General features: G+C 58.8%; 23 protein-coding genes and 1 riboswitch. Of the genes, 14 read left to right on the top strand and 9 right to left on the bottom strand.

Features of this window, described 5'->3' with window-relative positions; all coding sequences use genetic code 11:
- Nucleotides 1-39: 39 nt before the first annotated feature.
- Nucleotides 40-792 carry a DedA family protein gene (locus QV747_RS07600; RefSeq protein WP_273430154.1) on the top strand — a complete coding sequence of 251 codons (753 nt, stop codon included), beginning with the start codon at nt 40-42 and terminating at the stop codon, nt 790-792.
- 88 nt (nt 793-880) lie between these two features.
- On the opposite strand, the gene QV747_RS07605 is transcribed toward QV747_RS07600, so the two are convergent.
- The 3 genes from QV747_RS07605 to rsmD form a co-directional block, all read right to left on the bottom strand.
- Entirely contained in the window at nt 881-1,948 is a 1,068-nt protein-coding gene (locus tag QV747_RS07605; RefSeq protein ID WP_273430156.1) for a hypothetical protein, read from the bottom strand.
- Between the two features lie 139 nt (nt 1,949-2,087).
- On the bottom strand, nt 2,088-2,339 hold the full coding sequence (locus QV747_RS07610) for a YfhL family 4Fe-4S dicluster ferredoxin (RefSeq protein ID WP_028450249.1): 252 nt from the start codon (nt 2,337-2,339) through the stop codon (nt 2,088-2,090).
- Nucleotides 2,340-2,418: 79 nt separating this feature from the next.
- Nucleotides 2,419-3,000 (bottom strand): 16S rRNA (guanine(966)-N(2))-methyltransferase RsmD, encoded by a 582-nt coding sequence (gene rsmD, locus QV747_RS07615; RefSeq protein ID WP_028450250.1) that lies wholly within the window; start codon nt 2,998-3,000, stop codon nt 2,419-2,421.
- 69 nt (nt 3,001-3,069) lie between these two features.
- Between rsmD and ftsY the strand changes: the two genes are divergently transcribed.
- The 6 genes from ftsY (at nt 3,070) to QV747_RS07645 (ending at nt 12,075) form a co-directional block, all read left to right on the top strand.
- Nucleotides 3,070-4,302, top strand: coding sequence for a signal recognition particle-docking protein FtsY (ftsY, locus tag QV747_RS07620; protein WP_273430157.1), 1,233 nt, complete (start codon nt 3,070-3,072; stop codon nt 4,300-4,302).
- Between the two features lie 30 nt (nt 4,303-4,332).
- Nucleotides 4,333-4,887, top strand: a complete 555-nt coding sequence (locus QV747_RS07625) for a GNAT family N-acetyltransferase (protein ID WP_273430159.1) — start codon at nt 4,333-4,335, stop codon at nt 4,885-4,887.
- Between the two features lie 8 nt (nt 4,888-4,895).
- The gene (gene ftsE / locus QV747_RS07630) at nt 4,896-5,549 is read left to right on the top strand and encodes a cell division ATP-binding protein FtsE (protein WP_028450252.1); all 654 of its coding nucleotides are present in this window, start codon (nt 4,896-4,898) and stop codon (nt 5,547-5,549) included.
- Between the two features lie 10 nt (nt 5,550-5,559).
- On the top strand, nt 5,560-6,462 hold the full coding sequence (gene ftsX, locus QV747_RS07635; RefSeq protein WP_028450253.1) for a permease-like cell division protein FtsX: 903 nt from the start codon (nt 5,560-5,562) through the stop codon (nt 6,460-6,462).
- 141 nt (nt 6,463-6,603) lie between these two features.
- Entirely contained in the window at nt 6,604-8,142 is a 1,539-nt protein-coding gene (locus QV747_RS07640; protein WP_273430161.1) for a response regulator, read from the top strand.
- A 3-nt stretch (nt 8,143-8,145) separates the two neighbouring features.
- Entirely contained in the window at nt 8,146-12,075 is a 3,930-nt protein-coding gene (locus tag QV747_RS07645) for an ATP-binding protein (protein ID WP_273430162.1), read from the top strand.
- 14 nt (nt 12,076-12,089) lie between these two features.
- Here the strand turns inward: QV747_RS07645 and QV747_RS07650 are convergent, their stop codons facing one another.
- Nucleotides 12,090-12,812, bottom strand: coding sequence for an SDR family oxidoreductase (locus tag QV747_RS07650; RefSeq protein WP_273430163.1), 723 nt, complete (start codon nt 12,810-12,812; stop codon nt 12,090-12,092).
- Between the two features lie 119 nt (nt 12,813-12,931).
- On the opposite strand from QV747_RS07650, the gene QV747_RS07655 reads away from it, so the two are divergent.
- Complete coding sequence (locus tag QV747_RS07655) at nt 12,932-13,783, top strand: LysR family transcriptional regulator (RefSeq protein ID WP_273430164.1); 852 nt, start codon at nt 12,932-12,934, stop codon at nt 13,781-13,783.
- Here the strand turns inward: QV747_RS07655 and QV747_RS07660 are convergent.
- From QV747_RS07660 to metK, 5 genes are all read right to left on the bottom strand, one after another.
- Nucleotides 13,764-14,582 (bottom strand): dienelactone hydrolase family protein, encoded by an 819-nt coding sequence (locus QV747_RS07660; RefSeq protein WP_273430166.1) that lies wholly within the window; start codon nt 14,580-14,582, stop codon nt 13,764-13,766. The two genes, QV747_RS07655 and QV747_RS07660, sit on opposite strands and share 20 nt — an antisense overlap.
- An 11-nt stretch (nt 14,583-14,593) precedes the next feature.
- Nucleotides 14,594-14,860 carry a Rho-binding antiterminator gene (locus QV747_RS07665; RefSeq protein ID WP_273430167.1) on the bottom strand — a complete coding sequence of 89 codons (267 nt, stop codon included), beginning with the start codon at nt 14,858-14,860 and terminating at the stop codon, nt 14,594-14,596.
- A gap of 69 nt (nt 14,861-14,929) precedes the next feature.
- Nucleotides 14,930-16,336, bottom strand: coding sequence for an adenosylhomocysteinase (gene ahcY, locus QV747_RS07670; protein ID WP_373317294.1), 1,407 nt, complete (start codon nt 16,334-16,336; stop codon nt 14,930-14,932).
- A gap of 87 nt (nt 16,337-16,423) precedes the next feature.
- Nucleotides 16,424-16,512: riboswitch (S-adenosyl-L-homocysteine riboswitch) on the bottom strand.
- Between the two features lie 79 nt (nt 16,513-16,591).
- A complete protein-coding gene (locus tag QV747_RS07675; RefSeq protein WP_273430169.1) occupies nt 16,592-17,044 on the bottom strand; it encodes a hypothetical protein in 453 nt (150 codons plus the stop codon).
- Nucleotides 17,045-17,188: 144 nt separating this feature from the next.
- Nucleotides 17,189-18,358: a methionine adenosyltransferase gene (gene metK, locus QV747_RS07680; protein WP_028450260.1), complete on the bottom strand. Its 1,170-nt coding sequence runs from the start codon at nt 18,356-18,358 to the stop codon at nt 17,189-17,191.
- A gap of 84 nt (nt 18,359-18,442) precedes the next feature.
- Between metK and QV747_RS07685 the strand changes: the two genes are divergently transcribed.
- The 6 genes from QV747_RS07685 (at nt 18,443) to QV747_RS07710 (ending at nt 24,399) form a co-directional block, all read left to right on the top strand.
- Nucleotides 18,443-19,330: a lysophospholipid acyltransferase family protein gene (locus QV747_RS07685; protein WP_273430170.1), complete on the top strand. Its 888-nt coding sequence runs from the start codon at nt 18,443-18,445 to the stop codon at nt 19,328-19,330.
- The gene (locus QV747_RS07690) at nt 19,327-20,187 is read left to right on the top strand and encodes a lysophospholipid acyltransferase family protein (RefSeq protein ID WP_273430171.1); all 861 of its coding nucleotides are present in this window, start codon (nt 19,327-19,329) and stop codon (nt 20,185-20,187) included. Before QV747_RS07685 ends, QV747_RS07690 begins: the two co-directional genes overlap by 4 nt.
- A gap of 307 nt (nt 20,188-20,494) precedes the next feature.
- Nucleotides 20,495-21,637: an imelysin family protein gene (locus QV747_RS07695; protein ID WP_288791486.1), complete on the top strand. Its 1,143-nt coding sequence runs from the start codon at nt 20,495-20,497 to the stop codon at nt 21,635-21,637.
- Nucleotides 21,638-21,665: 28 nt separating this feature from the next.
- Nucleotides 21,666-21,905, top strand: a complete 240-nt coding sequence (locus QV747_RS07700) for a hypothetical protein (RefSeq protein ID WP_273430174.1) — start codon at nt 21,666-21,668, stop codon at nt 21,903-21,905.
- Between the two features lie 96 nt (nt 21,906-22,001).
- The gene (locus tag QV747_RS07705) at nt 22,002-23,393 is read left to right on the top strand and encodes a di-heme oxidoredictase family protein (protein WP_273430175.1); all 1,392 of its coding nucleotides are present in this window, start codon (nt 22,002-22,004) and stop codon (nt 23,391-23,393) included.
- Nucleotides 23,394-23,406: 13 nt separating this feature from the next.
- On the top strand, nt 23,407-24,399 hold the full coding sequence (locus tag QV747_RS07710; protein ID WP_273430176.1) for an imelysin family protein: 993 nt from the start codon (nt 23,407-23,409) through the stop codon (nt 24,397-24,399).
- Nucleotide 24,400 lies beyond the last annotated feature (1 nt).

Raw genomic sequence — 24,400 nt, forward strand, 5'->3', positions numbered from 1 at the left:
CGCTCTCCAAACTGCGATTTTTCTACTGCAGACCACCCGATGAGCGACTGGCTAACCCTACTGCTGCAACAGGCCCAAGATTACGCCTTGGTTTTACTTTTTGTGCTGGTGTTGGCCGAGTCCACCGCCATTCTAGGTCTGCTGATCCCAGGCACGGTGCTAATGCTGGCCATGGGTGCGATGATCGGTCAGGGCAAAATGGATTTCTGGGCCGCCTGCGCGGTGGGTTTCGTGGCCGCCCTGATTGGCGACGGAGTGTCGTACTGGCTGGGCTATCGCCACCGGCAGTGGCTGCAGCGGTTACCGATCTTGCAACAGCAACGCAAATTGCTGGTGCAGGCCAAAATGGTATTGCGCCAACATGGCCCGGTGGGGGTTTTTGCCGGGCGCTTTATCGGCCCCACCCGCCCAGTGCTGCCGCTGGTGGCCGGCATGCTAGCCATGCCCCGCCGGCGCTTTGCCCCGGCGTGCGTGGTGGCCTGCCTGCTGTGGACACCTGCATTTCTATTGCCGGGGATTTTGGCAGGCGCCAGTGTTGGGCTGGCCGAACAAGGGCTAGTAGGCTTTCCAGCGCTCCTCACGGCAGCTTTGTGCGCCGTGGCGCTGGCCATTTGGCTGAACTGGCAAAGCGGGCTACAGCTTTGGCAGCACGGCCGCTGGCAAGCCCTGCCCCGCCACCTGCGCTGGGGCACACCAAGTAGCGGCTTGGCGGTGATCGGCTTAGGTTGGCTGCTGCTCACTCACCCGCAGGCCGGCCCCTACGGCGCGCGGCTGTGGGCAGTAATGAGCTAACAACAGGGGGTATTTTCCTGCGAGCCATGGTTTATATGGCCCACAATAAAATACCCCTTTATCAAATCAAAAACGCACCTGCTTGCGCTTAGGCCACCAACTGCTCCAGCTCATGCACCCGCAGCTGCAGCGAGTTGCGCTTGAATGCGGCCAGGCGTTTGTTCATCACCTGATTGAGTAGCTCATCAGCCAAATCGAAATGCAAAGTCCAGTGGCGGAATTCGCGCTCGGTTTGCCCCAGCGCCTGATAGCAGCGCGCCAGCCCATGATGCGCTTGCATCACGATATAGCGGTAGGAATTCGGGGTAGCACTGGCGATCTCTAGCGCCTGCTGCATAAAGTACATCGCTTTATGCGGCTCATGCAGATCCAGCGAAACCTCACCCAAGCCAATCATGGTGACTGATTTGCCCCAGAAATTACTACTGTGGGCATTGAGCAGTAGCGCGCGTTTGAATTGCTCTTGCGCCCCGCGCAAATCGCCCGCCGCACGCAGCAAATAGCCGCGGTAGTAGTAGATTTCCGGCTCGTACTCGCAAAAGGCCACATCCTGCAACAAGGCTTCGGCCTGATCCAGATAGCCATGCGCGCCCGGGTAATCGCGATGTTGATAGCAATACGAGGCCTGATTGATCAGCAAACAGACTTTCGGATTGATCAGCGCCACCGCCTGCAAAGCTTCGCTGGCTTTATCGGTGTATTGCAGGCTGGAGCTCGGGTCTTCAAAAGTCCAAAAAAGCTTGCCGACGCCGATATAGCCATAGGCGCGCGCCAGCGGTAAATCTTGATCGATCCCGGCCTCTAAGAGCTGCAGCCAGTAGCTCATGGCCACATCATATTGGCCAATGCCATACATGATGTCGCTGTAGCAGTTCATCGCCTCGACCCAGCCTGCGGTTTGCCCGGCGGCACGGGTGAGGTCAATCGCCTGCAGGGCAGTGACTTCGATTTGATCGAGGGTGGTGCGCGGTTGGGCGCGGTAGGCTTGCAAGCGGGTGAGCCAGGCTTGCGCCTCTAACTCCCCATAGCCCAGGGCTTGCGCCCGGTCGGCGGCCTGATTGGCCAATTCAACGGCTTGTGCCGGGCTGGAATGCACCAGCGTTTGTGCGATATCTAATAGTTCGATGACCTGATTGCGGACATTGTAGTGACCCATTGCTGCCTCCTCACGGGCGAGACTGACGCACGATCTCCCCGCCTTACTGCTTTTTTATTAAAATATTAGTGCTTACTGAATTATAAGGCGACAAAAAAGCGGGCATAAAGCCCGCTTGTCAGCTGCATAGGGTGCTCAATCAGGCTTGACCAGAGATGATCATGTACTTTTGCATCAGCTCTTCTTTGCTTTCTTTGTGTTCCGGATTGAGCGGGATACAGTCCACTGGGCAAACTTGCTGGCACTGTGGCTCATCATAGTGACCCACGCACTCGGTACACAGGTTCGGATCGATCACATAGATTTCTTCGCCTTGAGAAATCGCGCTATTGGGGCATTCTGGTTCGCATACATCGCAGTTGATGCACTCGTCCGTAATCATCAGAGCCATGACAGATAATCCTTAACAAAACAATCGAAAAACTAGATATGCGGAATTCTCCCACTTTCATGCGGGAAGAACAACTTTCCTATGCAGATTCAGTGCTGTTTTCTGCATCCCCAGCCGCCGCACGGCAGAGTAAAGCATACCGCACCGTGCCGGCTTTGCCTTCGCGCAAGATCTCCCAGCCGCTTAAATCGGGCAGCGTTTCGCATTCAATATACACCCGCGCCCGCTCGCTCAGATGGGGCGGCAACAGCGCCAATGTATCGGCCAGCAAGGTGCTGGCAAAGGGTGGATCAAGAAACACCAGATCAAAAGCTTGCCGATTCTGGCTTAAAAAGCGCTGCGCATCGGCGTTCAATAGCTGAATCTCGCGCGCACCCAGCGTTTGCTGGCTGGACTGCAAGGCCTGATACACCGGCCGGGCCATCTCTACCATCACCACTTGTTTGGCATGGCGGCTGGCGGCTTCAAAACCCAGCCCGCCGCTGCCGGCAAACAGATCCAGACAGTGCCAGCCCGTGAGGTCTTGCCCCAGCCAGTTGAACAGCGTTTCGCGCACGCGGTCGGGGGTGGGGCGCAGGCCCAGTGAATCGGGAAACTTCAGGATACGGCGCCGGTATTGGCCGCCAATAATACGCACCTGATTTTTGTGCTGTGCGGACACGGCTGCTCCAGTTAAAATCTCGCAAATAGATTCGTATTTTCCGCGATTTGCAGGAATCAAGCCAACACCATGTTTAGTTTTTTTCGTAAAAAGAAGCCGGCCGACACCCCGGTAACGACTTCACCGGCCCCGGACACCACCACGCCCGCGGCGGACAGCCCGACGCTGAACCCGAGCGCGGCCGAGCCGATTAGCCCGCCAGCGGCCGCCAGCGAGCCCTTGCCCCCTGCCGCCGTCGAGCACACCGAGCCGGCGGCGCCTGCGCTCAGCGCAGCCCCAGAATACCCTGCCGAGGTATCGCCTGCAGAAGCAGCTACTACGCAAACTGCAGACGCATACATCGAGAGCGATCCCGCCCAACTGGCCCCAGTGGCGCAGCCACAAGAAAAACCCAAGCTCTCGTGGACCGAACGCCTGAAGCTGGGCCTGGCGAAAACCCGCGACAAACTCGGCAAAAGCCTAGCCAGCGTGTTTGGCGGCGGCAAGATCGATGACGATCTGTATGACGAGCTGGAAACCGTCTTGCTCACGGCCGATATGGGTGTCGATGCCACCCAGCATTTGCTGAATGACGTGCGCGATCGCGTGTCGCTCAAGGGCCTGAAAGACGCGGCCGAGCTCAAAGGCGCGCTGAAAGACAGCCTCACCGAGCTGATCCAGCCGCTGCAAATCCCGCTCGATGTCAGCGGGCACAAGCCGTTTATCTTGATGGTGGCGGGCGTGAATGGCGCCGGCAAAACCACCTCGATCGGCAAGCTGGCCAAGTATTTCCAAAGCCAAGGCAAATCGGTGCTGCTGGCTGCTGGCGATACATTCCGCGCCGCCGCACGCGAACAGCTGGTGGTGTGGGGTGAGCGCAATGGCGTGCATGTGATAGCCCAGGAGTCGGGCGACGCCGCCGCCGTGGCCTTTGACGCGGTTAACGCCGCCAAAGCGCGCAGCATTGACGTGGTAATCGTTGACACCGCCGGCCGCCTGCCCACCCAACTCCATCTGATGGAAGAAATCAAAAAAGTAAAACGTGTGGTGCAAAAAGCCGAGCCGACTGGCCCGCACGAAGTGCTGTTGGTGCTCGATGCCAATACCGGCCAGAATGCGCTGGCGCAAACCAAGGCTTTTGATGATGCGCTGGGTCTGACTGGGCTGGTGCTCACCAAGCTGGATGGCACGGCCAAAGGTGGCGTGATCGCCGCCATTGCCAAAAACCGCCCAGTACCGCTGCGCTTTATTGGCGTGGGTGAAGGCATTGATGATCTGCGCCCGTTTGTGGCGAAAGATTACATCGACGCGCTGTTTGAATAGCCGTTTCAGCCCAGTTTAAAACACCCGCGGATGCAACTGCCTACCCTCACCACCGCCCGGCTAATTCTACGGCCGCTGCAAGATACGGATGCCCCGTATATTGCTGAACTTGCGGGTGAATGGGCGGTTGCGGGCAATACCCGCCGGGTTCCGCATCCTTATGATTTAACAATGGCGCAAGAGTTTCTCGCCTGGCAAGCGCAAGCCAGCCGGGATCGGGTTGAAGATGTCTTTGCGGTCACTTTACGCGGCAGCGGCAACTTGATTGGGTGTGTCGGGCTGGTCTACCAGCCGCAACACACCGAATTAGGTTATTGGTTTGGCCAGGCATTCTGGGGGCAAGGTTACGCCACTGAAGCCGCTCGGACCGCCATCGCTTACTGCCGACAGGCACAAGCCCCACAGTATTTTTATGCCGAGCATTTAGTCAGCAATCCTCGTAGTGGTCGCGTGTTGGAAAAGCTGGGGTTTCAGCCTAAAGGGCAGTATTTTGGCGAGGGGCGTGAGGGCGCAGGCGTTGAGCTGATGTTTTATCATCTAGATGGACATTGGGATAGCAGTCGAGCTGACCCCAGTTTTAATTGAGGATTTGTATGATTCAGTTTCAGCAAGTTAGCAAAAGCTATCCGGGTGGTTTTGATGCCATCAAGAATCTGAGCTTCGAAATCCCCAGCGGCGAGCTGGTGTTTCTGGCCGGCCACTCTGGCGCGGGTAAATCGACGCTACTCAAATTAATGGCCGGCATCGAAAAGCCCACCGCCGGGGCGGTATTGCTGAATGGGCAAAATCTGGCGCGGATGAGCCGCGCCTCGCTGCCTTTTGTGCGCCGGCATATTGGCCTGATTTTTCAGGATCACAAAATTCTGTACGACCGCAGCGTCTTTGATAATGTGCGCCTGCCGCTGGATATCATCGGTTTTGATCATCAGGAAGGCCGCCGCCGCGTATTGGCCGCGCTGGATAAAGTCGGCCTCGCCGGCAAAGAAAAACTCAACCCGATTTCGCTCTCGGGTGGCGAGCAGCAGCGCCTGTGTATTGCCCGCGCAGTTGTGCATCGTCCGTCGATTTTGCTGGCTGATGAGCCCACCGCCAATCTCGATCGCGATTACGCGCACGATATTCTGGAGCTGTTCAAATCCTTCCATCAGGTGGGTGTCACATTGGTGATCTCGGCCCACGATGAAAGCCTGATGGCCGACTATGGCCGCCGCATTCTGCGCCTGAAAAACGGCCAATTTACCGCTTGAGGGACACACAATGACAGCCTGGTTCCGCTCTCACCTACAAGCTTTTACTCGCTCGATCGGGGCGCTGGTGCGCCAGCCCATCGGCAGCCTGCTGAATCTGCTGGTGATTGGCATCACCGCCGCTTTTCCACTCGCCCTGTGGCTGATCGTGAATAGCGTTGGGCAGATCAGCCAACATATCAGCATCGAGCCACAGATTTCGATCTTTATGGCGCCCAGCGCCGAGCCCGCGCAAGTTAGTGCCCTGCAGCAGCAGCTCAAAGCCGACCCGCGCATCGCCAAGCTCACTTTCACGCCGAAAGATGAAGCACTCAAAAGCTTGCAAGGCAGCTTTGGCAATGCCGATTTGCTGGCTGGGCTGGTAGATAACCCCTTGCCCGATGCCTTTGTACTGCAACCGAAAAGCGTTGATCCGGCCGCGCTGGAAGCATTGCAAAAAGAGCTCAGCGGCCACACTGGCGTGGAAGAAGTGCAGCTGGATGCCGAATGGGCTCGCCGCTTGGCGCGCATTACCCAGCTGGGGGCGAACGTATTTGAGGTTGTTGCCGGCATGCTCGGTGCTGCCTTGGTACTGATTACCGGCAATGCGATCCGTATGCAGATCCTGACCCGCAAAGATGAAATCGAAGTGGCGAAACTGATCGGCGCCACCGATGCCTTTATCCGCCGCCCTTTTATCCACAGCGCGCTGCTGCAGGGTATTCTGGGTGGGCTGGTGGCCACCGGCATTGTTTGGGGCGTGATCGGGCATCTGAATCCGGCCATTAATGCACTGGCGCAGTCCTATGGCCAGCAATTTGCGCTACAAACACCTGATCTGCTGACTATTGCCGCAGTCTGCGGCATTGTCGCCACGCTGTGCCTGCTTGGCGCCTTGCTGGCGGTGTGGCGCCATCTGCGTCAATACCGTTAAAGCCACATAGCGCCCAATCGTACGCCCCATCCCACCGCGCTTTACAACAGGCGCTGGTGAATGGGGCGTTTTGTTTGGCAAGGGCTTGCCGTGCCACGCATAATCCAAGCAGGAATATGATTGTTTGGATGAGGCAACCGCGTGGCGCTCCGCAAAGAAAATGTGCTGATCGTTGATGATCAAACCACCTTCCGGCAAACCCTAAAAAGCATTCTGTCAGAGCAGGGCTTTACCGGCATTGAGCAAGCCAGCAGCGGCCGCGAGGCGCTGCAGATCCTCAAAAAGCAGCCCATCAACTGCATTATCAGTGACTGGAATATGCCCGGCATGGACGGGCTGGAGCTGCTGCAATGGGTTCGCAATCAGCCGGGCACCGCGCATATCCCGTTTATGCTGATCACCGCCAATGCCACGCGCAGCAGCATTGAGGCCGCGCTGGAAAACGGCGTTACCGATTACCTGATCAAACCCTTTACCACCCAACATTTTGCCAACCGCATGCACCGCATGCTGCTGGGCAAACGCTCGGCGCCGGCTCGCCCTCAACCCGCCAGCCGCCGCCCCCTGATTGGCGAACTCAATCTCGAGCAGGAAACCCGCCGCGCCAGCATCCTGATTGTGGATGACGCCAAAGACAATATCGAAGCCGCCGCCACGGTGCTGGAAGATGATTACCAGCTGCAAGTGGCCTTAAGCGGAACCAAAGCCCTGGAGCTCGCCCGCGGCGCCACCCCGCCCGATCTGATTCTGCTCGATGTGATGATGCCCGAGCCCGATGGCTATGCCGTGTGTCAGGCACTGCAGGCCGACCCAGCCACCCGCCAAATTCCGATTATCTTTATGACCGCCAAAGATCAGCCGGATGATGTTGCTAAGGGGCTGGAAATGGGCGCGGTCGATTATGTGGTGAAGCCTTTTCACCCCACCATTTTGCGCGCACGTGTGCGCACCCAGCTGCGTCTAGCCAAAGCTGTGAGCAATCTGCAGCTGCAATCAGCCCGCCTGGAAGAAGACGCCCGCTTACGCGAGGAAGTAGAACAGCTCAATAAACACGATCTGAAAAGCCCGCTCAGCGCGGTACTGCAAGCCACCGAGCAATTACTCACCGATGGCCTCACCAGTAGCCAGCAAAAATTGGTACGGCTGGCCACCAATGCCACGCATGCCGCGCTAGAGCAAATTGACCGCACCCTCGATTTATTACGGATGGAAACCGGCAGCTATCTGCTCGATGCCGAGGTATTCGAGCTGGGCGAGCAGGTGCGCCGCGTGGCCGCCGAGGTTGAGCTCGCCTTTGCTGGCAAAATCAGCATGGATCTCACCGGCCTGGGTGAGCAGCCTTTAAATGTGTTGGGCAATACCGGCCTAAGCCTGAGGATTCTGTCCAATCTACTGAAAAACGCCGCCGAGGCAGCCCCCGAAGGCAGCCAGATTCATTGCTCGGCCACCGTGGGTCAGAAAGACATTCAGCTGGCCATTCACAATCAGGGCGCGGTGCCCATGGCGATCCGCCAGCGTTTTTTCGAGAAATATGTCACCGCTGGCAAAGCCAAGGGTAATGGCATCGGCACCTACACTGCCCGGCTGTATGCCGAGGCCCAGCATGGCGGCCTAGAGATGCAGACCGATGACGACACCGGCACCACCCTTACGCTGCGTCTGCCGCGGCAGGCAGACTAAGCCATGCAGGCCCGCTTTGCTTGGCGCTGGTGGCTATTGAGCCTACTGCTCGCGGGGCTCGCGGGCTGGGCCACAGTGCACTGGCAGGCGGCACAGCAGCAGGCGTCCCAACAAACCCATTTGCAATTGCTGGCGCATGATCTGGCGTTAGAGATTCGCTCCAATACCAGCGAAGGGCGCGTATTGGGTGCTGCCCAGCTAATGGGCCGCACCTCGGCCAGTGTACGCGGCAGCCTACTGGGCGAGGCGAGCGCCATGGCGCGCCTAGTCGAAGATAGCCAGCATGTGTTGCGGCAATTTGGCGCTGAGAGCACCTACCTACTGAGCGGCACCGGCCAGGTACTGGCCTACACCGACAACCAAAACCGCCAGCTGCTGCTGGGCGAACAGCTGGGGCAGCGCCCGTACTGGCAGCAAGCCATGCGCGGTGAAGCGCATATTTATCCGGCCATTGGCATTCATTCGCATGAGCGCGGTCTCTACTTCGCGGCCCCAGTGTGGTTGCCGCAAGTGCCACACTATCCGCAAGGCGTGCTGGTCATCAAAATGGGCGGTGACTTTATTGATGGGCTGCTGCGCAAGCACGGCTCGCGTGCCTGGCTACTTTCGCCCGATGGGCTAATTTTTGGCAGCAGCCAACCCGGAGATTTATTTCAGTGGCTAAAGCCGCTCGCCGCCGATGATTTACTGGCTTTGCGCCAGCTGCATCAATTTGATGCCTTGCTGGGCAATACCCCGCCCAGCCTGCTGGATTGGGCGCCAGCGGGCGCGGGCGAGCTGCGGCTGGGTGGCATGCGCTATATGGTGGCGGAATCCCAACTTAGCTGGCCCGACCCGCGCGGAACATGGAAAGTGATGGTGCTACAAGATCGCAGCCAGCTCTCGCCCTGGTGGCATTGGCTACCGTTAGCGAGCCTGGCTAGCATTCTGGTCTTGGTGGCGAGCCTGCTGCTGTATGCCCGCCAGCGCTGGCGAGCGCTGCAACAGCGCCATCAGGACGAGCAAGCCGCCGCCGCGCGGCAATTGCAGGAGCGGGAAACCGCGTTTCGCACTCTGGCCGAAAATGCCTCGGATGTGATCATGCGCTTTACCCCCGATGGCCGGCTGCTGTATGCCAGCCCGGCGCTGTTTCGCCAATTGCGGCAACCTCCGCGCGAGGTTAGTAGCTGTCGGTTGGCCGATTTGGGCTTTAGCGCCAGCGAAGCGGCCGAGCGTGAAGCCGCGATTGCCAGTGTGAGCCAGCTGGCGCAACCACTGCGCCGCAGCTTTGCTTATGGCCTGGCCGAGCACTGGCGTGAATGGATGCTCACGCCCGAGCTGAATGCGCACGGGCAGGTGCAAAGCGTGCTCGTCACCTCGCGCGACATCAGCGAGCAGCTGGCGCAGCAAACGGCGCTGGCCAATGCCAAACAAGCCGCCGAATTGGCGCGACAGCAGATTGTGGATTTATCCAACACCCTGCCGCTGGCGGTATTTCAATATCGCCAGCAAGGGGAAGCTGGCGAATTTACCTTCCTCAGCGCCAAAACCGCCGAGCTATTTGGCGTGAGTCTGCAGGAAATCTACGCCGATCCGGCACAGCGCTGGCGGCATGTGCCGCTGGCGGAGATGCAGCAGGCCCGTAGCGAAATCCGCGCGGCCATTGCCGAGCGGCGAACCGCAGATGTGCAACATACCGTGCTGCTGGCGGGCGAGCTGCATCACATTCGCACCGTAGGTGTGCCGGCGCGTGGCGCCGATGGGCAAGATTACTGGAATGGCTTTTTTATGGATATCACCCGCGCGGTAGAGCAAGCCGCCGCGCTGGAGCAAGCCCGCCACACAGCCGAAGCCGCCACCGAGGCCAAATCTCGCTTTCTGGCCAATATCAGCCACGAGATCCGCACTCCACTGAATGCCGTACTCGGTCTGGCGCATCTGGCCGCGAAACACAGCGACAATCCGCGCCAGCACGATTACCTAAACAAAATCAGTCATGCCGGCCAGGTATTGCTCAGCCTGATTAATGACCTGCTCGATTTCTCGAAGATCGAAGCTGATCGGCTCACTTTAGAGCAGATCCCCTTTTCGTTAAACGATGTGCTCGCCCAGGTTGCGACAGTCACGGCCGGGCGGGCGCAAGAAAAAGGCCTGCACTATTGGTTTGATCTGCCCCCCACACTGCCGGAGCAGTGGCAAGGCGATCCGCTGCGGCTGGGGCAAGTGCTGATCAATCTACTCAATAACGCGATCAAATTCACCGCCCATGGCGAAGTGAGTCTGCACTTGCAGGCAATTCAGGAAGGGGATGCTTGCTGGCTCAGCGCCGCTGTGCGCGATACCGGCGTGGGCATGCAGCCCGAGCAGCTGGCGCGGCTGTTTCAGCCCTTCACGCAGGCCGATAGCTCGACCACCCGCCAATATGGCGGCACCGGTCTGGGGCTGAGTATTGCGCAGCGACTGGTGCAGCTGATGGCGGGCGAAATCAGCGTCGAAAGTACCCCCGAGCAAGGCAGTGTATTTCGTTTTAAGGTGCGGCTCAGCGCCTGCGCCGCGCCCATTCAGCCGCCCATTCAGCCGCCCACGCGCGGCCATGTCACTCTATTAAGCCGGCATACGGGGCTCGCGCAGCTGGCCCAGCGCTACTGCCTGGCAACGACGTTCCAGCAAATCATTGACGACAGCCCGATCGGGCCGAGTGAGTGCTATTTGCTGGATATACTGTTTGCGCCAGCGACCAGCCTGCTAGCCACCGCCCGCCAGCTGCGAGCGGCGCAGCCCGCGGCCGAGCTATGTCTGTTGGGTGAGCCGGCCGCCGAAGATTGGCCAGCTTGGCAGGCGCTAGGTGCGCGCGCTATTGCGGCGCCCTACTTGCCCGCAGCTTGGCGAGGCGAAGCCCAAGACATTACGCCAAGCGCCCCTACGCTGCGTTTTACCCCCGCCAGTGTGCTGGTGGTAGAAGACAACACCATCAATCAGCAGATTGCCTGTGAATTATTAGCCGAGCTGGGCCTGCAAGCTTGCGTGGCCGGTGATGGCCAGGCCGCGCTAGAGCAACTGAGCGCCGCGCCAGCAGCCCATGCCTTGGTCTTGATGGATATTCAAATGCCGCGGCTGGATGGCTATGCCGCCACGCGCGCCATTCGCCGCTTGCCGGCGCTGGCCACGCTGCCGATTATTGCCATGACCGCCAACACCAGCGCCGAAGATCAGGCTGCGGTGCGCGCCGCCGGTATGAATGATTACCTCAGCAAACCGATTGACCCGCAGCAGCTGGCCCAAACGCTGAGCAAATACCTGAGGTATACGGCTGTAGATATTGAAAATTATGAACCACAGAGCAATACCCCCGAAGCCAACCAATGGCAATGCCTCGATTACCCGCAGGCGCTGCGCCGGCTAGCCAATAAGGCCGACACCCTCAACCGCCTGCTGGGCGATTTCGCTCGTAACTATCAACAGGCTGCGGCCACGCTCGCCACCCACATCGCCAGCGCCGATTGGGCCAGTGCGCAGCGGCTAGCGCATACGCTGAAAGGCGTCGCCGGCAATCTGGGGCTGCAGCGTATTCCCACGCTGGCGGCCGAGCTGGAAAACGCCTGCGCTCCCGCCGCCCCGCAGCCTACCGCCACTGAGGCGCTACTGGCTGAATTGGCCAAGGCGCTAAGCAGCACCTGCACCGAAATTCAGGCCAAGCTACCGGCGCCAACCAGCCCCACCGAGGCCACCGCCCCACTACTCAGCCCAGCCGAGCTACTGAATGAGCTGGAAATACTGCAGCTGTGGCTCGAAAGCAATGATCGCCGCGCTAGCGCCGCCTTTGCCCGCTTGCGCCCGAGCATCGCGGCGCATTACCCAAGGGCCGAGCTGGCTGCACTGCAAGCAGCGCTGGATGACTATGATTTTGCGCCACTGGCAGACTGGGTAGCCCAAACCCTGGCCAGCCCAACCTAAACCCGCCGCGTGGTTTACGCGGGCTGGCGCGTGGCGGCAAGCACAATCTCGCGAATACACACCGACTGCGGCGCCTGATAGGCGTACAACACCGCTTGCGCCACCTCGCTGGCGGCCAAAACCCCGCCCATCGCGGTTTTCCAGTCTTCGTAGCCGGCCTTGATTTGCGCATCGGTGGTGTGGCTTAACAGCTCGGTTTCCACCGCGCCCGGGGCAATGGTAATCACCCGCACATTGTGCTCGGCCACTTCTTCGCGCAGATTTTCGCTCAGTGCATGCACCGCGAACTTGGTGCCGCAATAGGCTGCATGGTTAGGGAAAGTTTTGCGCCCAGCGATCGAGCTGATATTGATAATGGTGCCATGCTGGCGCGCCACCATCCCGGGCAAGACACTGTGAATGCCATTCAATACGCCGCCGATGTTCACATCCAGCATACGCTGCCATTCGCCCGGCGCTTGCTCGGCCATTTTGCCCAGCAACATCACCCCGGCATTATTCACCAGCAAATCAGCCGGGCCATACAGCGCCTCGGCCTCGGCCACCGCGGCCTGTACCGTGGCACCATCGCAGACATCCACACTGCGGCACAGGGTATTAGGCAGATTCAGCGCTTGCAGCCGCTCAATGCGGCGCGCCAACAGCAGCATGGGGTGGCCCAAGGCCGCTACCTGGCGGGCTAATTCAGCGCCGATCCCTGAGCTGGCACCCGTGATAATGACTAGTTTCTTTTGCATGATGGCATCCTTTGGTTCTGTAATCGCCATTAACAATGGCTTGCGATGAAAGAGAGTGTATTCCTCGGCCATAAGCGGCGTAAAATGGGAAATATCGCTGGCTGCTATCGGTTTAATCTATGGATACCCGTCACCTCAAGGCCTTTCTGGCGGTGTTTGAAGAGCGCAATATCACGCTGGCCGCCCAGCGGCTGTTTATCACCCAGCCCACTTTGTCGGTCACCATTCGCCAGCTGGAAGAAGAACTGGCGACGCCGTTGTTTATCCGCGAGCCACGCGGCGTAGCGGTCACCGAAGCGGCACGGCTACTGTATCCGCAAGCGCAGCGTCTGCTGGCGCAACTGGCCGGCATTCGCCAGCAATTCACCGCCCAACATCATTGCCAGCCGCTGGCGTTGGGCGTGGCGGCCGATGTACCCCGACAGGCGGTGAATTATTGGCTAGCGGTGTTGGCTAGCGCATTGCCAGCAGTGCAGTGGCAATTACAGGCTGGCTGCGCCGGCGATGTGCGGCTCGCGGCCGAGGCAGAGCGCTGCGAGGATGAGTTATTTTTACCGCTGCTGGATGACCCGCTGTGTGTAGTCGCGCCCCGCGATTGGCCACAAGATAAGCCGCTTCAGCAGCTGCACGATATCGCACTGGATGACTGGATTTTATGCCCGGATGCGCCGAGCCAGCAGCAGCTATTGGCGTTGCTGGGGGTGGATACGGTGGCGATGCAAACCAATCATCGGGCTAATACCCTGCCATTGGTCTTGCAACTGGTCGAGGCGGGCCAAGGCTGGGCGCTGGTGCCCGCTAGCCTCGCCGCCGATTATGCCGTACGCCCAGTGACGCTCGCGCAAACACTGCCCAGCATCCGCTATGGTTTGTGCTACCGCGCCGCTCTGCTGGAGCAGCCGATTCTTAATCAAGCGGTGGCCGCGCTTAGCGCAGCCCCCGTCTTTATGGCTACACCCCGAAGCGCTTGAACCACGCCAGCATCGCTGCCCACGCATCTTGCGCCGCGGCGGCGTTGTAGCTGGGGCGATAGTCGGCGTTAAAACCATGCGCGGCCGTATCGTAAATCTGGAAGGCAAACGATTGCTTTTGCGCTTTGAGCGCCGCCTGCATCTGCGCCACGCTCTCAAGCGAAATGCCTTTGTCCTGCCCGGCATACAGGCCCAGCACTGGGGCTTTTAGCTGGCTGGCCACATCAATGGGCTGGCGCGGCGTATTCGGGTTCGTTGGTCCCACCAAGCGGCCATACCAAGCCACGCCGGCTTTTACCTTGGAGGTATGTGCTGCATACAGCCATGTAATGCGGCCTCCCCAGCAATACCCCGTTACCGCCAGGCGCTGCGGATCACCACCCTGGCTGGCAGCCCAGGCGGCGGTGGCATCCAGATCGGCCAGCACTTCGGCATCGGGCACTTTGCTCACCAGCTCGCGAATCAAGCTATCCACCTCGGCATACTGCCGCGCATCGCCATAGCGGTAAAAAAGCTCCGGCGCAATCGCCAAATAGCCCTGCTTGGCCAGCCGGCGGCATAAATCCTGAATATGCTCGTGCACACCAAAGATTTCCTGAATCACAATCACAGTTGGCAAGGGGCCAGTGGCCGCAGCAGGCATCGCTCGGTAGGCGGGCAGCGGGCCAATCTGCACCATGCCTGCTGTTAGGCCTGTGCTATCGGTTTGCAGCGTAGTCGCAGCCACGGGCTGCACGGCCAGCGCAAAGCCGCTGGCCACAGATGCTTTGAGAAAATCACGGCGAGTTTCGGTGGTCATCATTATCCTCGTTAGCGGATTTGGATTAAGGCAAAGCGTGGGGGCTGCGCCAGCGACTCGATCGACACTAACTGATCAAGCCGGATCTCTTGCACAGCACCCGCACATTCAACGACAAAATATTCAATCTGTGCACGCACCTGCACATCGCAGGCTACGGCCTGCAGGCGCGTGCCATCGCGGAGCACCAGCTGCACCGGCTCGCGGTGCATCGCGGCGATTTCCAGATAATTGTAGGCGGCGCAGGCAATCGGGGTATAAGCAGCAGGAGTGCTCATCACGACCTCGGTATCTTTTTGAAGTGCTAAAAAACAAAAACGCCCACAAGGGGCGTTTTTGCGAGTTGCTTAGTAGCGATAGTGCGCTGACTTGTAAGGGCCATCCACTGGCACGCCGATGTAGGCGGCTTGCTCTGGGCTCAGCACGGTCAGCTTCGCGCCGATTTTCTGCAGGTGCAAACGGGCTACCATTTCATCCAGATGTTTTGGCAGTACATACACACCCACTGGATATTGCTCACGTTTAGTGAACAACTCGATTTGCGCCAGTACTTGGTTGGCAAACGAGTTGGACATCACGAATGATGGGTGGCCGGTTGCGCAGCCCAAGTTCACCAAGCGGCCTTCAGCCAACAAGATGATGCGTTTGCCATCAGGGAATTCGATGTGGTCAACCTGTGGCTTGATGTTGTCCCAGTTGTATTGGCGCAGGCTGGCGACTTCAATTTCAGAGTCGAAGTGACCGATATTGCAGACGATCGCATTGTGGCGCATCGCTTTCATGTGATCGTGCGTAATCACGCCGACGTTACCGGTAGTGGTAACGAAAATGTCGGCTTCGCCGGCAACTTCGTCCATCCGCACCACGCGGTAGCCTTCCATCGCCGCTTGCAGCGCGCAGATTGGGTCAATTTCAGTAACCCAAACGGTAGCGCCCAGGCCGCGCAGTGATTGCGCACAACCTTTACCCACGTCGCCGTAACCCAAAACCACCGCCACTTTACCGGCGATCATCACGTCGGTCGCACGCTTGATACCGTCAACCAAAGATTCGCGGCAGCCGTACAGGTTGTCGAATTTTGATTTAGTAACAGAATCGTTTACGTTGATCGCAGGGAAGGCCAGTTTGCCTTGCTCGTGCATTTGGTACAGACGGTGTACGCCGGTGGTGGTTTCTTCGGTTACACCAATGATGTGTTTCAGGCGCGTTGAATACCATTTTGGATCTTTCGCAATTTGCGCTTTGATCGCGGCGTACAGTACGGTTTCTTCTTCGTTGGTAGGGTTGGCCACCAGGCTCAGATCGCTTTCAGCGCGTGCGCCCAAATGCAGCAACAGCGTTGCATCGCCGCCGTCGTCCAGAATCATATTGGCGTATTCGCCGTTGCCGAAGTCGAAAATGCGGTGGGTGAATTCCCAGTATTCTTCCAGCGATTCGCCTTTGTACGCGAATACAGGCGTGCCTGCGGCAGCGATGGCCGCAGCTGCGTGGTCTTGCGTTGAGAAGATATTGCACGATACCCAACGTACATCAGCGCCCAACGCTTTCAGCGCTTCGATCAATACGCCAGTTTGGATCGTCATATGCAGCGAACCGGCAATGCGCGCGCCTTTCAATGGCTGTTGCGCGCCAAATTGGTCGCGCACGGCCATCAGGCCCGGCATTTCGGTTTCGGCAATGCTCAGCTCTTTGCGGCCCCAGGCGGCAAGGCTGATATCGGCTACGTGATAGTCTTTGAATTCGGCCACGATAATGCTCCATGTGGCCGGGTCGATGCTCACCTTAAGTCGGCAACAGATGGTGTGCTGCAGCGACGGTCATCGAACCCGGCAGGGTTTAACGATAGGTGAGCGCCGTTAAATTGGATAAGCACCGAGCCTGACTCACGCGGCCCGGGTAGGGCCGGCGGGCTGCAGCGCCCCTCGGTGTGGGGCAATTTTAGCGTAAATTAGCGCCGTTGGCTGCCTACTTTCGGGCTAGCCAACTGATGGGCGGCAAGGACTAAACGCCTATTCGCCAGCACTGGGCTGCGCGCCACTGGCCGCCAGCGCAATCGCCTCAGTAGGCTCGGCATCGACGGGCACCGGCCGCTGCAACAGCACCCGCGCCTGAGTTGCCGCTTCATTCACTAGGGTATCCGGCCCTGCGGCTTGCTCAACAAAGCCTGCGGCCAGATACACCGGCAGGGCATCTGGGCTAACCACGGCCCAGCAGGCTTCGCGCCCGATCCAGCGGCCCAGCTGCTGCAATAAGGTGGCGAGCACTTCGTCATCGCGGGCAATCACACTATCTAGCCGGATCACCCCAGCCATCACCACGCGCAGTGCACCACAAAGCTCGCCCTCGGTTTCGGCCAGCAACACCATATCGGCCAGCGTCGGCTCGGCCTGACCGGCCGCTTTAAACCACGGCGCGAGTTTGCGATATTCGGGCGGGGAGGCGAGTCGAGTAACAATGCGCATGATGAAGCTCCGGTGATTGATTTATGAGGATTTATGGGCTTATTTCAGCACAGGGATAAGACTTTGATCTTGATCTGTATCTCCCTCGCCCAAAAAAGATATAAAAAAAGCCGCCCGAAGGCGGCTTTTTTAGCTAGCGCAAGATTACAGGCCTGCCGCAGCTTTGAGCTGCTCAACCTTATCGGTGCGCTCCCAAGAGAAATCGGGCTCTTCGCGACCAAAGTGGCCGTAGGCAGCAGTGCGGCCATACACCGGGCGCTGCAGATCCAGCATCTGGATAATGCCTTTCGGGCGCAGATCGAAGTTATTCTGGATCAGCTCCACAATCGCTTCGTTCGGGATCACGCCAGTGCCCCAGGTATCGACCATGATCGATACCGGCTTAGCCACGCCAATCGCGTATGACACCTGCACCAGACATTGCTTGGCAATGCCGGCCGCCACGATGTTTTTCGCCACATAGCGCAGTGCATAAGCGGCCGAGCGATCCACTTTGGATGGGTCTTTACCCGAGAAAGCGCCGCCACCGTGTGGCGCGGCACCGCCGTAGGTATCCACGATGATTTTACGGCCAGTCAGGCCGCAATCGCCCATTGGGCCGCCGATCACGAATCGGCCAGTTGGGTTTACCATGAATTTGGTGTTTTCAGTAACCCACTCGGCCGGCAACACCGGCTTGATCACATGCTCGATCACCGCGGCCGACAATTCTTCGTGCGATACATCTGGGTGGTGCTGGGTTGACAGTACCACGGTATCCACTTCTTTCACTTTGCCGGTTTCGCCATCGTAACGCAGGGTCACTTGCGATTTGGCATCGGGGCGCAGCCAAGGCAGGCGGCCATCTTTGCGCAATTCAGCTTGGCGCTGTACCAGACGGTGGGCGTAGTAAATCGATGCCGGCATCAGTTGGGCCGTTTCATCGCAAGCGTAGCCAAACATCAGGCCCTGATCGCCAGCGCCCATGTCCAGATCGATACCTTCGCCTTCGTTCACGCCTTGGGCGATATCGGGCGACTGTTTGTCGTAGGCCACCAGTACGGCACACGTTTTGTAATCAAAGCCGATGTCGGAATGATCGTAGCCAATGCGTTTGATGGTATCGCGGGCGATCTGGATGTAATCGATGTTCGCGGTGGTGGTGATTTCACCGGCCAGCACAACCAACCCCGTGTTCACCAGAGTCTCGGCTGCCACACGGGCCGTTTTATCCTGAGTCAGAATGGCATCCAGAATCGCGTCGGAAATCTGGTCTGCCACCTTGTCCGGATGGCCTTCAGAAACCGATTCGGAAGTAAACAGAAAGTCTTTCATTGCAGTATTGTCCTCGGTTACATGACCCCTTTTGGGCCAATCGCAGCTACAATCGGCATTTGATTCCGGCTTTCAACATTGTCAATGCTGCTGACCATTACCAAACTCTTTGCCCGACTGCCACTGCCCTTGCTGCAAGCGCTAGGCTGGATCGTTGGCTGGCTGGTGTGGTGGGGCTCCCCCCGTCACCGGCGCGTGCTGCGAACCAATCTAAGGTTAAGTGCGATTGCGAAAAATAGCCGCGATTATAACCGATTATTACACTCAAGTATTCCTGCCCATGGTATCGCGGCCCTCGAATTTTTACCGCACTGGATGAGACCTTTGCATAGCCTCACGGCCTTGGTGCGGGAAAAACGCGGCTGGGAGCATGTTGAAGCCGCGCTGACCAGCGGTCGGCCGATTATATTTATGTCGCCCCATTTGGGCGCGCTAGAGATGACCGGTGTCTGCGTCGCTGGGCTCATCCCACGCAAACTGGCCCCGCTGTATCGCCCGCCTAAACAGCCCTATCTTGAGCCACTGATGATTTATTCACGCTCGCGCGGCGGCGCCGAGCCCGCCCCGGCCAATGCCGCTGGCGTGCGCGTACTACTCAAAACCCTCAAGCAAGGCGGCGTGGCCTATCTGCTGCCCGATCAAGTGCCGGGCGGCGGTGAAGGCGTGTGGGCGCCATTTTTTGGGCAGCCGGCCTACACCATGATTTTGCTGGCCAAAATGGCCCGCGCCAGCAATGCCATTATTCTGCCCTGCTATACCGAGCGCCTCGGCATTGGCCGTGGCTACCGCTTTCATGTGCAGCCGTTTGTGGGTGAGCTTACCGGCGAGCCCGAGCATGACGCCACGGTGATGAATCAAAATCTGGAAGACCTGATCCGCCAGATCCCCGAGCAATATTTCTGGAGCTACAGCCGCTTTAAACACCCGGCAGGGGCACCACTGCCGCCTAGCTACCCGTCGGAGGCTGCATGAGTACCCGCCTGCTCGCCGCCCTCTTGTGGCTACTGCACTGGATTCCTTTCCCGCTGATGCGCTGGGTCAGTATGCCGATCGGGCTGCTGCTTTACGCCACGCTCAAACGCCGACGCCACATTGGCGAAACCAATTTGCGCCTGTGCTTCCCCGCTTGGCCGCCCGCCCAGCGCGCGCAGGTGTTGCGCCAGCATTTTTGCCAGGCCGCGCATTTATTTCTGGCCTACAGCATTTTGTATTGGGGCAGTGCCGCCCGCATTCGCCGCTTGGTGCGAGTTGAAGGTGAAGAGCATCTGGCGGCGCATACCGGCCAGCCGGTGATTTTGCTCTCGCCGCACTTCTTGGGGCTGGATTTTGGTGGCGTGCGCTACGCGATGGAACACGATGGCTCGGCCTATCTGGCCTCGCAGCGCGGTGCGTTTAATGAAATTAGCCTGCGCATCCGCCGGCGCTTTCGCCAGCCTTTGCTGGTGCCACGCGCCGACGGTATCCGGCCGATTATTCGCGCTTTAAAGCAGGGCATCGCCTTTTACTACCTGCCCGATCAGGATCTGGGCCCGAAAGAGTCCATCTTTGTGCCGTTTTTTGGCGTACCCACTGCCACCATTCCGGCGCTCTCGCGCATTGCCAAAATGAGCGGCGCGGCGGTCATCCCGATGATCGCCACACTGCGCGGCTCGCAGCTGGTGTTGCGCTACGAAGCGGCGTGGGACAATTTCCCCAGCGCCGATGCGGCGGCCGATACCTTGCGCATGAATCAGTTTATCGAGCGTAAAGTGCTGGAATATCCTAGCCAATATTTCTGGCTGCACCGCCGCTTTAAAACCCGCCCCGAAGGCGAAGCCAGTGTTTACTAGGGGTGGGTATTGCGCTAAAGCTCAATAACAGCAATATCCTACAGCGTATACCCCAAAGCAATAACTAAGCCCCTATCACTCGGGCAACCCCAGCACCGGCCTCAGGCCAAGCGACGCTTGCCGGCTCATCGGCTGCGCACGCTGCACGGTGGTTGCGCCGAGTGCTTGCGCCACCCGCGCAGCAAGCTCGCCGCAGGCGTGGCCCAACCCTACCGGACCAGCTCTTGCCATTGAGAAGCGTTATCAAATACACTGAGAATCATTCCATTTTGATAACGACACAGCGGCCCCTAGCCGCGAGCGAGCGATGATGAAAAAACTAGCCCTTGCCCTGCTTTGCAGCGGCCTGCTGCACGCCGCGCCAGCCATGGCCGCCGAGATCACCCAGCAACAAGTCATCAGCCAATACGCCACACAGGTAGCGGCCGGCTATCAAGACAGCTTGAGCAGCGCACGCGAGATGCAAGCCAAGATCGACGCCTTTATCGCCAATCCATCGGCCGACACGCAAAAAGCCGCGCAAGCGGCGTGGCTGGAAGCGCGCGAATGGTATGGCCAGACCGAAGCTTTCCGCTTTTATGGTGGCCCGATCGACTCGGAAACCGGCCCGGAAGGCTTTATCAACGCGTGGCCACTCGACGAGGCCTATATCGACAGCGTGAAAGGCAAGGCCAAAGCCGGCATTATCAATAGCAAAACGCCAATTACCGAAGCCAAACTGCGCAGCCTGAACGAGCGTGGCGGCGAAGAAAACATCGCCACCGGCTGGCACGCGATTGAATTCTTGCTGTGGGGCCAAGACCTGAGCCGCGATAGCGCCGGCCAGCGCCCGTACACCGACTACACCACCGCGCCGAACGCCAAACGCCGTGGCGAATACCTGAAATTGGTCACGCAAATGTTGATCGACGATTTAGCGAGCGTCGAAAAAGAATGGCAGCCCAACCAGAAAAATTTCCGCGCTCAATTTGAAAAAGGCGGTCAGGACAGCATCAAGAAAATCTTTACCAGCCTGGGCACTTTAAGCCGCGGCGAGCTGGCCGGCGAGCGCATTGAAGTGGCACTGGATACGCAAAACCAGGAAGACGAGCATTCGTGCTTCTCAGACAACACCCACCGCGATATCGTAGCTAACGCCAAAGGTATTCAAAACGTGTGGGAAGGCCGCTTTGTACGCCGCTCGGGCGAAGTGATTGAAGGCGCGAGTTTGAAAGCGCTGGTGGCGCAGAAAAATGCCGAAGTCGCCGACGCAGTGAGCCGCGATATGGCCACCAGCGTGCAAGCCGCCGAAGCCATCCAAGCGCCATTCGATCGCGAAATCGTCGGCAAAAAAGACGCGCCGGGCCGCAAACGCGTGCAAGCGGTGGTGGAATCGCTGAAAAATCAGACTAAAAATCTAGTGAATGCAGCCAAAGAGCTGGGCATTAAGCGGCTGAATACCAGCGTTTAAGGCGACTCAATCCTGATCGAGCAAGCAAATGGCCAAATTTTTAGCATGCATCCTTGGGGCGTTAGTGGTGTTACTCGCGTTCCCAGACCACAGTTTTGTGCGAACGCTGCGCAATGAAAGCCTTGAGGTCGTTGTGGTCTTGCTGCTGGGCATTGCCATTGCGCTCGGTCTGGCGCTGTACGTGTTTTACCGCTGCAATCGCGCCAAGCTAGAGCGATTGGGGGTCAGCGGTAAATGGGCGGATTACATCGCCCTTTTCAAACGATAAGGCGCTGGCTCAAATTATCAACAAATACAGCTAACTGATTAGCGCTTACAAAACCTCAGCCCACGGCTGGGGTTTTGTCATTGTTAGGGAAACCCGATGAAAACCAAACTCATCCTACTGGGCTGCCTGCTCGCGGGCTCGGTGCTGGCGTATGAAGGCGCGGCGCTGCTCGCGGCGTTTGAGCCTGCCGAGGAAACGCCCGGCGGCGAAGTGGGCACCACCGACGATCACGGCAAAAATGCCTTCTCCTTGCCCTACCCCGGCCTCACCGATCAGCAAAAAACCGATTTTGTGGTTGGTAATTCTTTCTTTAAAAAAGCTTGGGTGGAAGCCCCGTCGTCCACCAAAGCGCGCGATGGCTTAGGCCCGCATTTTGTCGCACAATCATGCGGTGCTTGTCACACGCTCGATGGGCGTGGCGCGCCACCGGACTTTGCCAATGGCGTACAACAAGAGCAGCCAATGGCCTTGCTGATTCGCCTGTCGATCCCCGGCCAGAAGCCCGATCCGGTTTACGGCGGCCAGCTGAATAATCGCGCCATTCCGCATGTGAAGCCCGAAGGCCAAGTGCAGATCAAATACGAAACCATCACCGGCCAATTTGCCGATGGCACGCCGTATGAACTATTGAAACCGCACTACCGCATTAGCGATCTGGCTTATGGGCCGATGCATAAAGACGTAATGCTCTCCCCCCGTATTGCCCCGCAGATGATTGGGCTAGGGCTATTGGAAGCTATACCCGAGGCAGACATCCTCGCCAACGCGGCCAAGCAAAAGGCCGACAACCTAGGCATCGCTGGCGAGCCCAACTATGTGTACGACGCTTTCGCCAAAAAAGAGCTCATCGGCCGCTTTGGCTGGAAGGCCAATGTCGCCTCAATTGGCCACCAAAGCGCGGGCGCTTTCCTAGGCGATATCGGCATTACGTCGAGCATTAATCCGAAAGAAGATTGCATGCCCGCGCAAACCGACTGCAAAAAAGCGCCGAGCGGAGGGAAGCCGGAGATCGACGACAAAACGCTAAAACAAGTGATTTTGTATTCGCAAACGCTGGCAGTACCGACGCGCCGCGATGCGGATAGCCCCGCTGTGCTGCGCGGCAAGCAGATTTTCAAAGACGCCAATTGCGTCAGCTGCCATACGCCAAGCTATAAAACGGGTGAATTCAAAGCGATTTCACAGCTCGCCAATCAAACGATTTACCCTTATACCGATTTATTGCTGCACGATATGGGCGAAGGTTTGGCCGATGGTCGCCCCGATGGCCGTGCCAATGGTCGCCAATGGAAAACGCCACCGCTGTGGGGCTTGGGTCTGGTGCATACCGTGAACGGCCACACGCGTTTTCTGCACGATGGCCGCGCGCGTAACCTGATGGAAGCGGTGCTCTGGCACGGCGGTGAAGCCGCAGCCAGCCAGCGATACGTACTAAAACTCACGGCGCAGGATAGGGAAAACCTGTTGACCTTCCTAAATTCGCTCTAAGCCCGAGGCCACTATGCGCAACTCATTGCTTTTTACCCCTCTGCTGCTGGCGCTGACGCAGCTCGCCCAAGCCGCCGAACCCGAATTTAGCGGCCCCGAGCCCACTGCCGCGCAAGCCCAGCAATGGCTGGATGAAGGCTATTTGCCACGCCAGCAAGCGCTAACCCGCGCGGCCGAGCAGCTGGCCAGCCGCAGCGCCACGCTATGTGCCAAACCCGACGAAGCGCAGCTGCAAGCCACTCGCCAAGCTTGGCTAGCCACCAGCAGCGCCTGGCGCGCGCTGGATGGCGCACCGGCCGGGCCGATGGTGCTGGCGCGGCTGGGCCGCAAAATTGATTTTCGCCCCACCCGCATCGCGGAGCTCGAAGCCGCCATCAACGGCGGGCCAGCCAATGTGGCCACTCAGGGGCTGGGCGCAGCCGAATACCTGCTGTGGGGTGATAACCAGCCCAAAGCCCAGCTGGCCAAGCTGAAAAACCCAGCGCGCTGCGGGTATCTGCAGCAAATCACCCAGCAGATTGCCACCGAGACACATACCCTCGATGAAGGCTGGCGGATTTATCGCGAGCAGCTGGGCGCCGAAAACCCGTTTTTCCGCCGCAATATGTTTTCTGAGCATGTGAACCTGCTGATCGCCAGCCTCACCGGGCTGGGCAAACGCATGCCCACCGCCGACGCGGTAAGCGCCGAGCAATTTGTGGAATGGCGCAGCGGCAGCAGCAAAGCCCAGCTTCTGGCACAACTGCAAGGGGCCGCGCTGGCCTATGGCGGCATTAGCCGGCAATTGCAGGACGATGGCCACAGCGAGCTGGATCAGCGCATGCAGCAAGCCCTTACGAGCGCCCAAAGCAGCTGCGGCCAGCTGCCCGCCAACCTCGACAAGGCCACCAGCGCCGCGCGACTGGGCTGCAGCAAAGCCATCCAGCAGGCCCGCAAAACCCTGCAAGATCAGGTTGCCGAGAAGCTCGATCTGACGCTGGGTTTTACCGAAGGCGATGGGGATTAAG

Source organism: uncultured Chitinibacter sp., from assembly GCF_945957625.1.
Classification (GTDB): Bacteria; Pseudomonadota; Gammaproteobacteria; order Burkholderiales; family Chitinibacteraceae; genus Chitinibacter; species Chitinibacter tainanensis.

Bases quoted from the DNA above. Each gene is read 5' to 3' on its own strand.
- QV747_RS07650 (WP_273430163.1), bottom strand. From the start codon at position 12,812: ATGCAAAAGAAACTAGTCATTATCACGGGTGCCAGCTCAGGGATCGGC.
- ftsX (WP_028450253.1), top strand. From the start codon at position 5,560: ATGACAGCCTGGTTCCGCTCTCACCTACAAGCTTTTACTCGCTCGATC.
- QV747_RS07660 (WP_273430166.1), bottom strand. From the start codon at position 14,582: ATGACCACCGAAACTCGCCGTGATTTTCTCAAAGCATCTGTGGCCAGC.
- QV747_RS07710 (WP_273430176.1), top strand. From the start codon at position 23,407: ATGCGCAACTCATTGCTTTTTACCCCTCTGCTGCTGGCGCTGACGCAG.
- QV747_RS07700 (WP_273430174.1), top strand. From the start codon at position 21,666: ATGGCCAAATTTTTAGCATGCATCCTTGGGGCGTTAGTGGTGTTACTC.
- QV747_RS07695 (WP_288791486.1), top strand. From the start codon at position 20,495: ATGATGAAAAAACTAGCCCTTGCCCTGCTTTGCAGCGGCCTGCTGCAC.
- QV747_RS07655 (WP_273430164.1), top strand. From the start codon at position 12,932: ATGGATACCCGTCACCTCAAGGCCTTTCTGGCGGTGTTTGAAGAGCGC.
- ftsE (WP_028450252.1), top strand. From the start codon at position 4,896: ATGATTCAGTTTCAGCAAGTTAGCAAAAGCTATCCGGGTGGTTTTGAT.
- QV747_RS07625 (WP_273430159.1), top strand. From the start codon at position 4,333: ATGCAACTGCCTACCCTCACCACCGCCCGGCTAATTCTACGGCCGCTG.
- QV747_RS07675 (WP_273430169.1), bottom strand. From the start codon at position 17,044: ATGCGCATTGTTACTCGACTCGCCTCCCCGCCCGAATATCGCAAACTC.
- QV747_RS07645 (WP_273430162.1), top strand. From the start codon at position 8,146: ATGCAGGCCCGCTTTGCTTGGCGCTGGTGGCTATTGAGCCTACTGCTC.
- ftsY (WP_273430157.1), top strand. From the start codon at position 3,070: ATGTTTAGTTTTTTTCGTAAAAAGAAGCCGGCCGACACCCCGGTAACG.
- QV747_RS07605 (WP_273430156.1), bottom strand. From the start codon at position 1,948: ATGGGTCACTACAATGTCCGCAATCAGGTCATCGAACTATTAGATATC.
- QV747_RS07665 (WP_273430167.1), bottom strand. From the start codon at position 14,860: ATGAGCACTCCTGCTGCTTATACCCCGATTGCCTGCGCCGCCTACAAT.
- QV747_RS07600 (WP_273430154.1), top strand. From the start codon at position 40: ATGAGCGACTGGCTAACCCTACTGCTGCAACAGGCCCAAGATTACGCC.
- metK (WP_028450260.1), bottom strand. From the start codon at position 18,358: ATGAAAGACTTTCTGTTTACTTCCGAATCGGTTTCTGAAGGCCATCCG.
- QV747_RS07705 (WP_273430175.1), top strand. From the start codon at position 22,002: ATGAAAACCAAACTCATCCTACTGGGCTGCCTGCTCGCGGGCTCGGTG.
- QV747_RS07685 (WP_273430170.1), top strand. From the start codon at position 18,443: ATGCTGCTGACCATTACCAAACTCTTTGCCCGACTGCCACTGCCCTTG.
- QV747_RS07610 (WP_028450249.1), bottom strand. From the start codon at position 2,339: ATGGCTCTGATGATTACGGACGAGTGCATCAACTGCGATGTATGCGAA.
- QV747_RS07690 (WP_273430171.1), top strand. From the start codon at position 19,327: ATGAGTACCCGCCTGCTCGCCGCCCTCTTGTGGCTACTGCACTGGATT.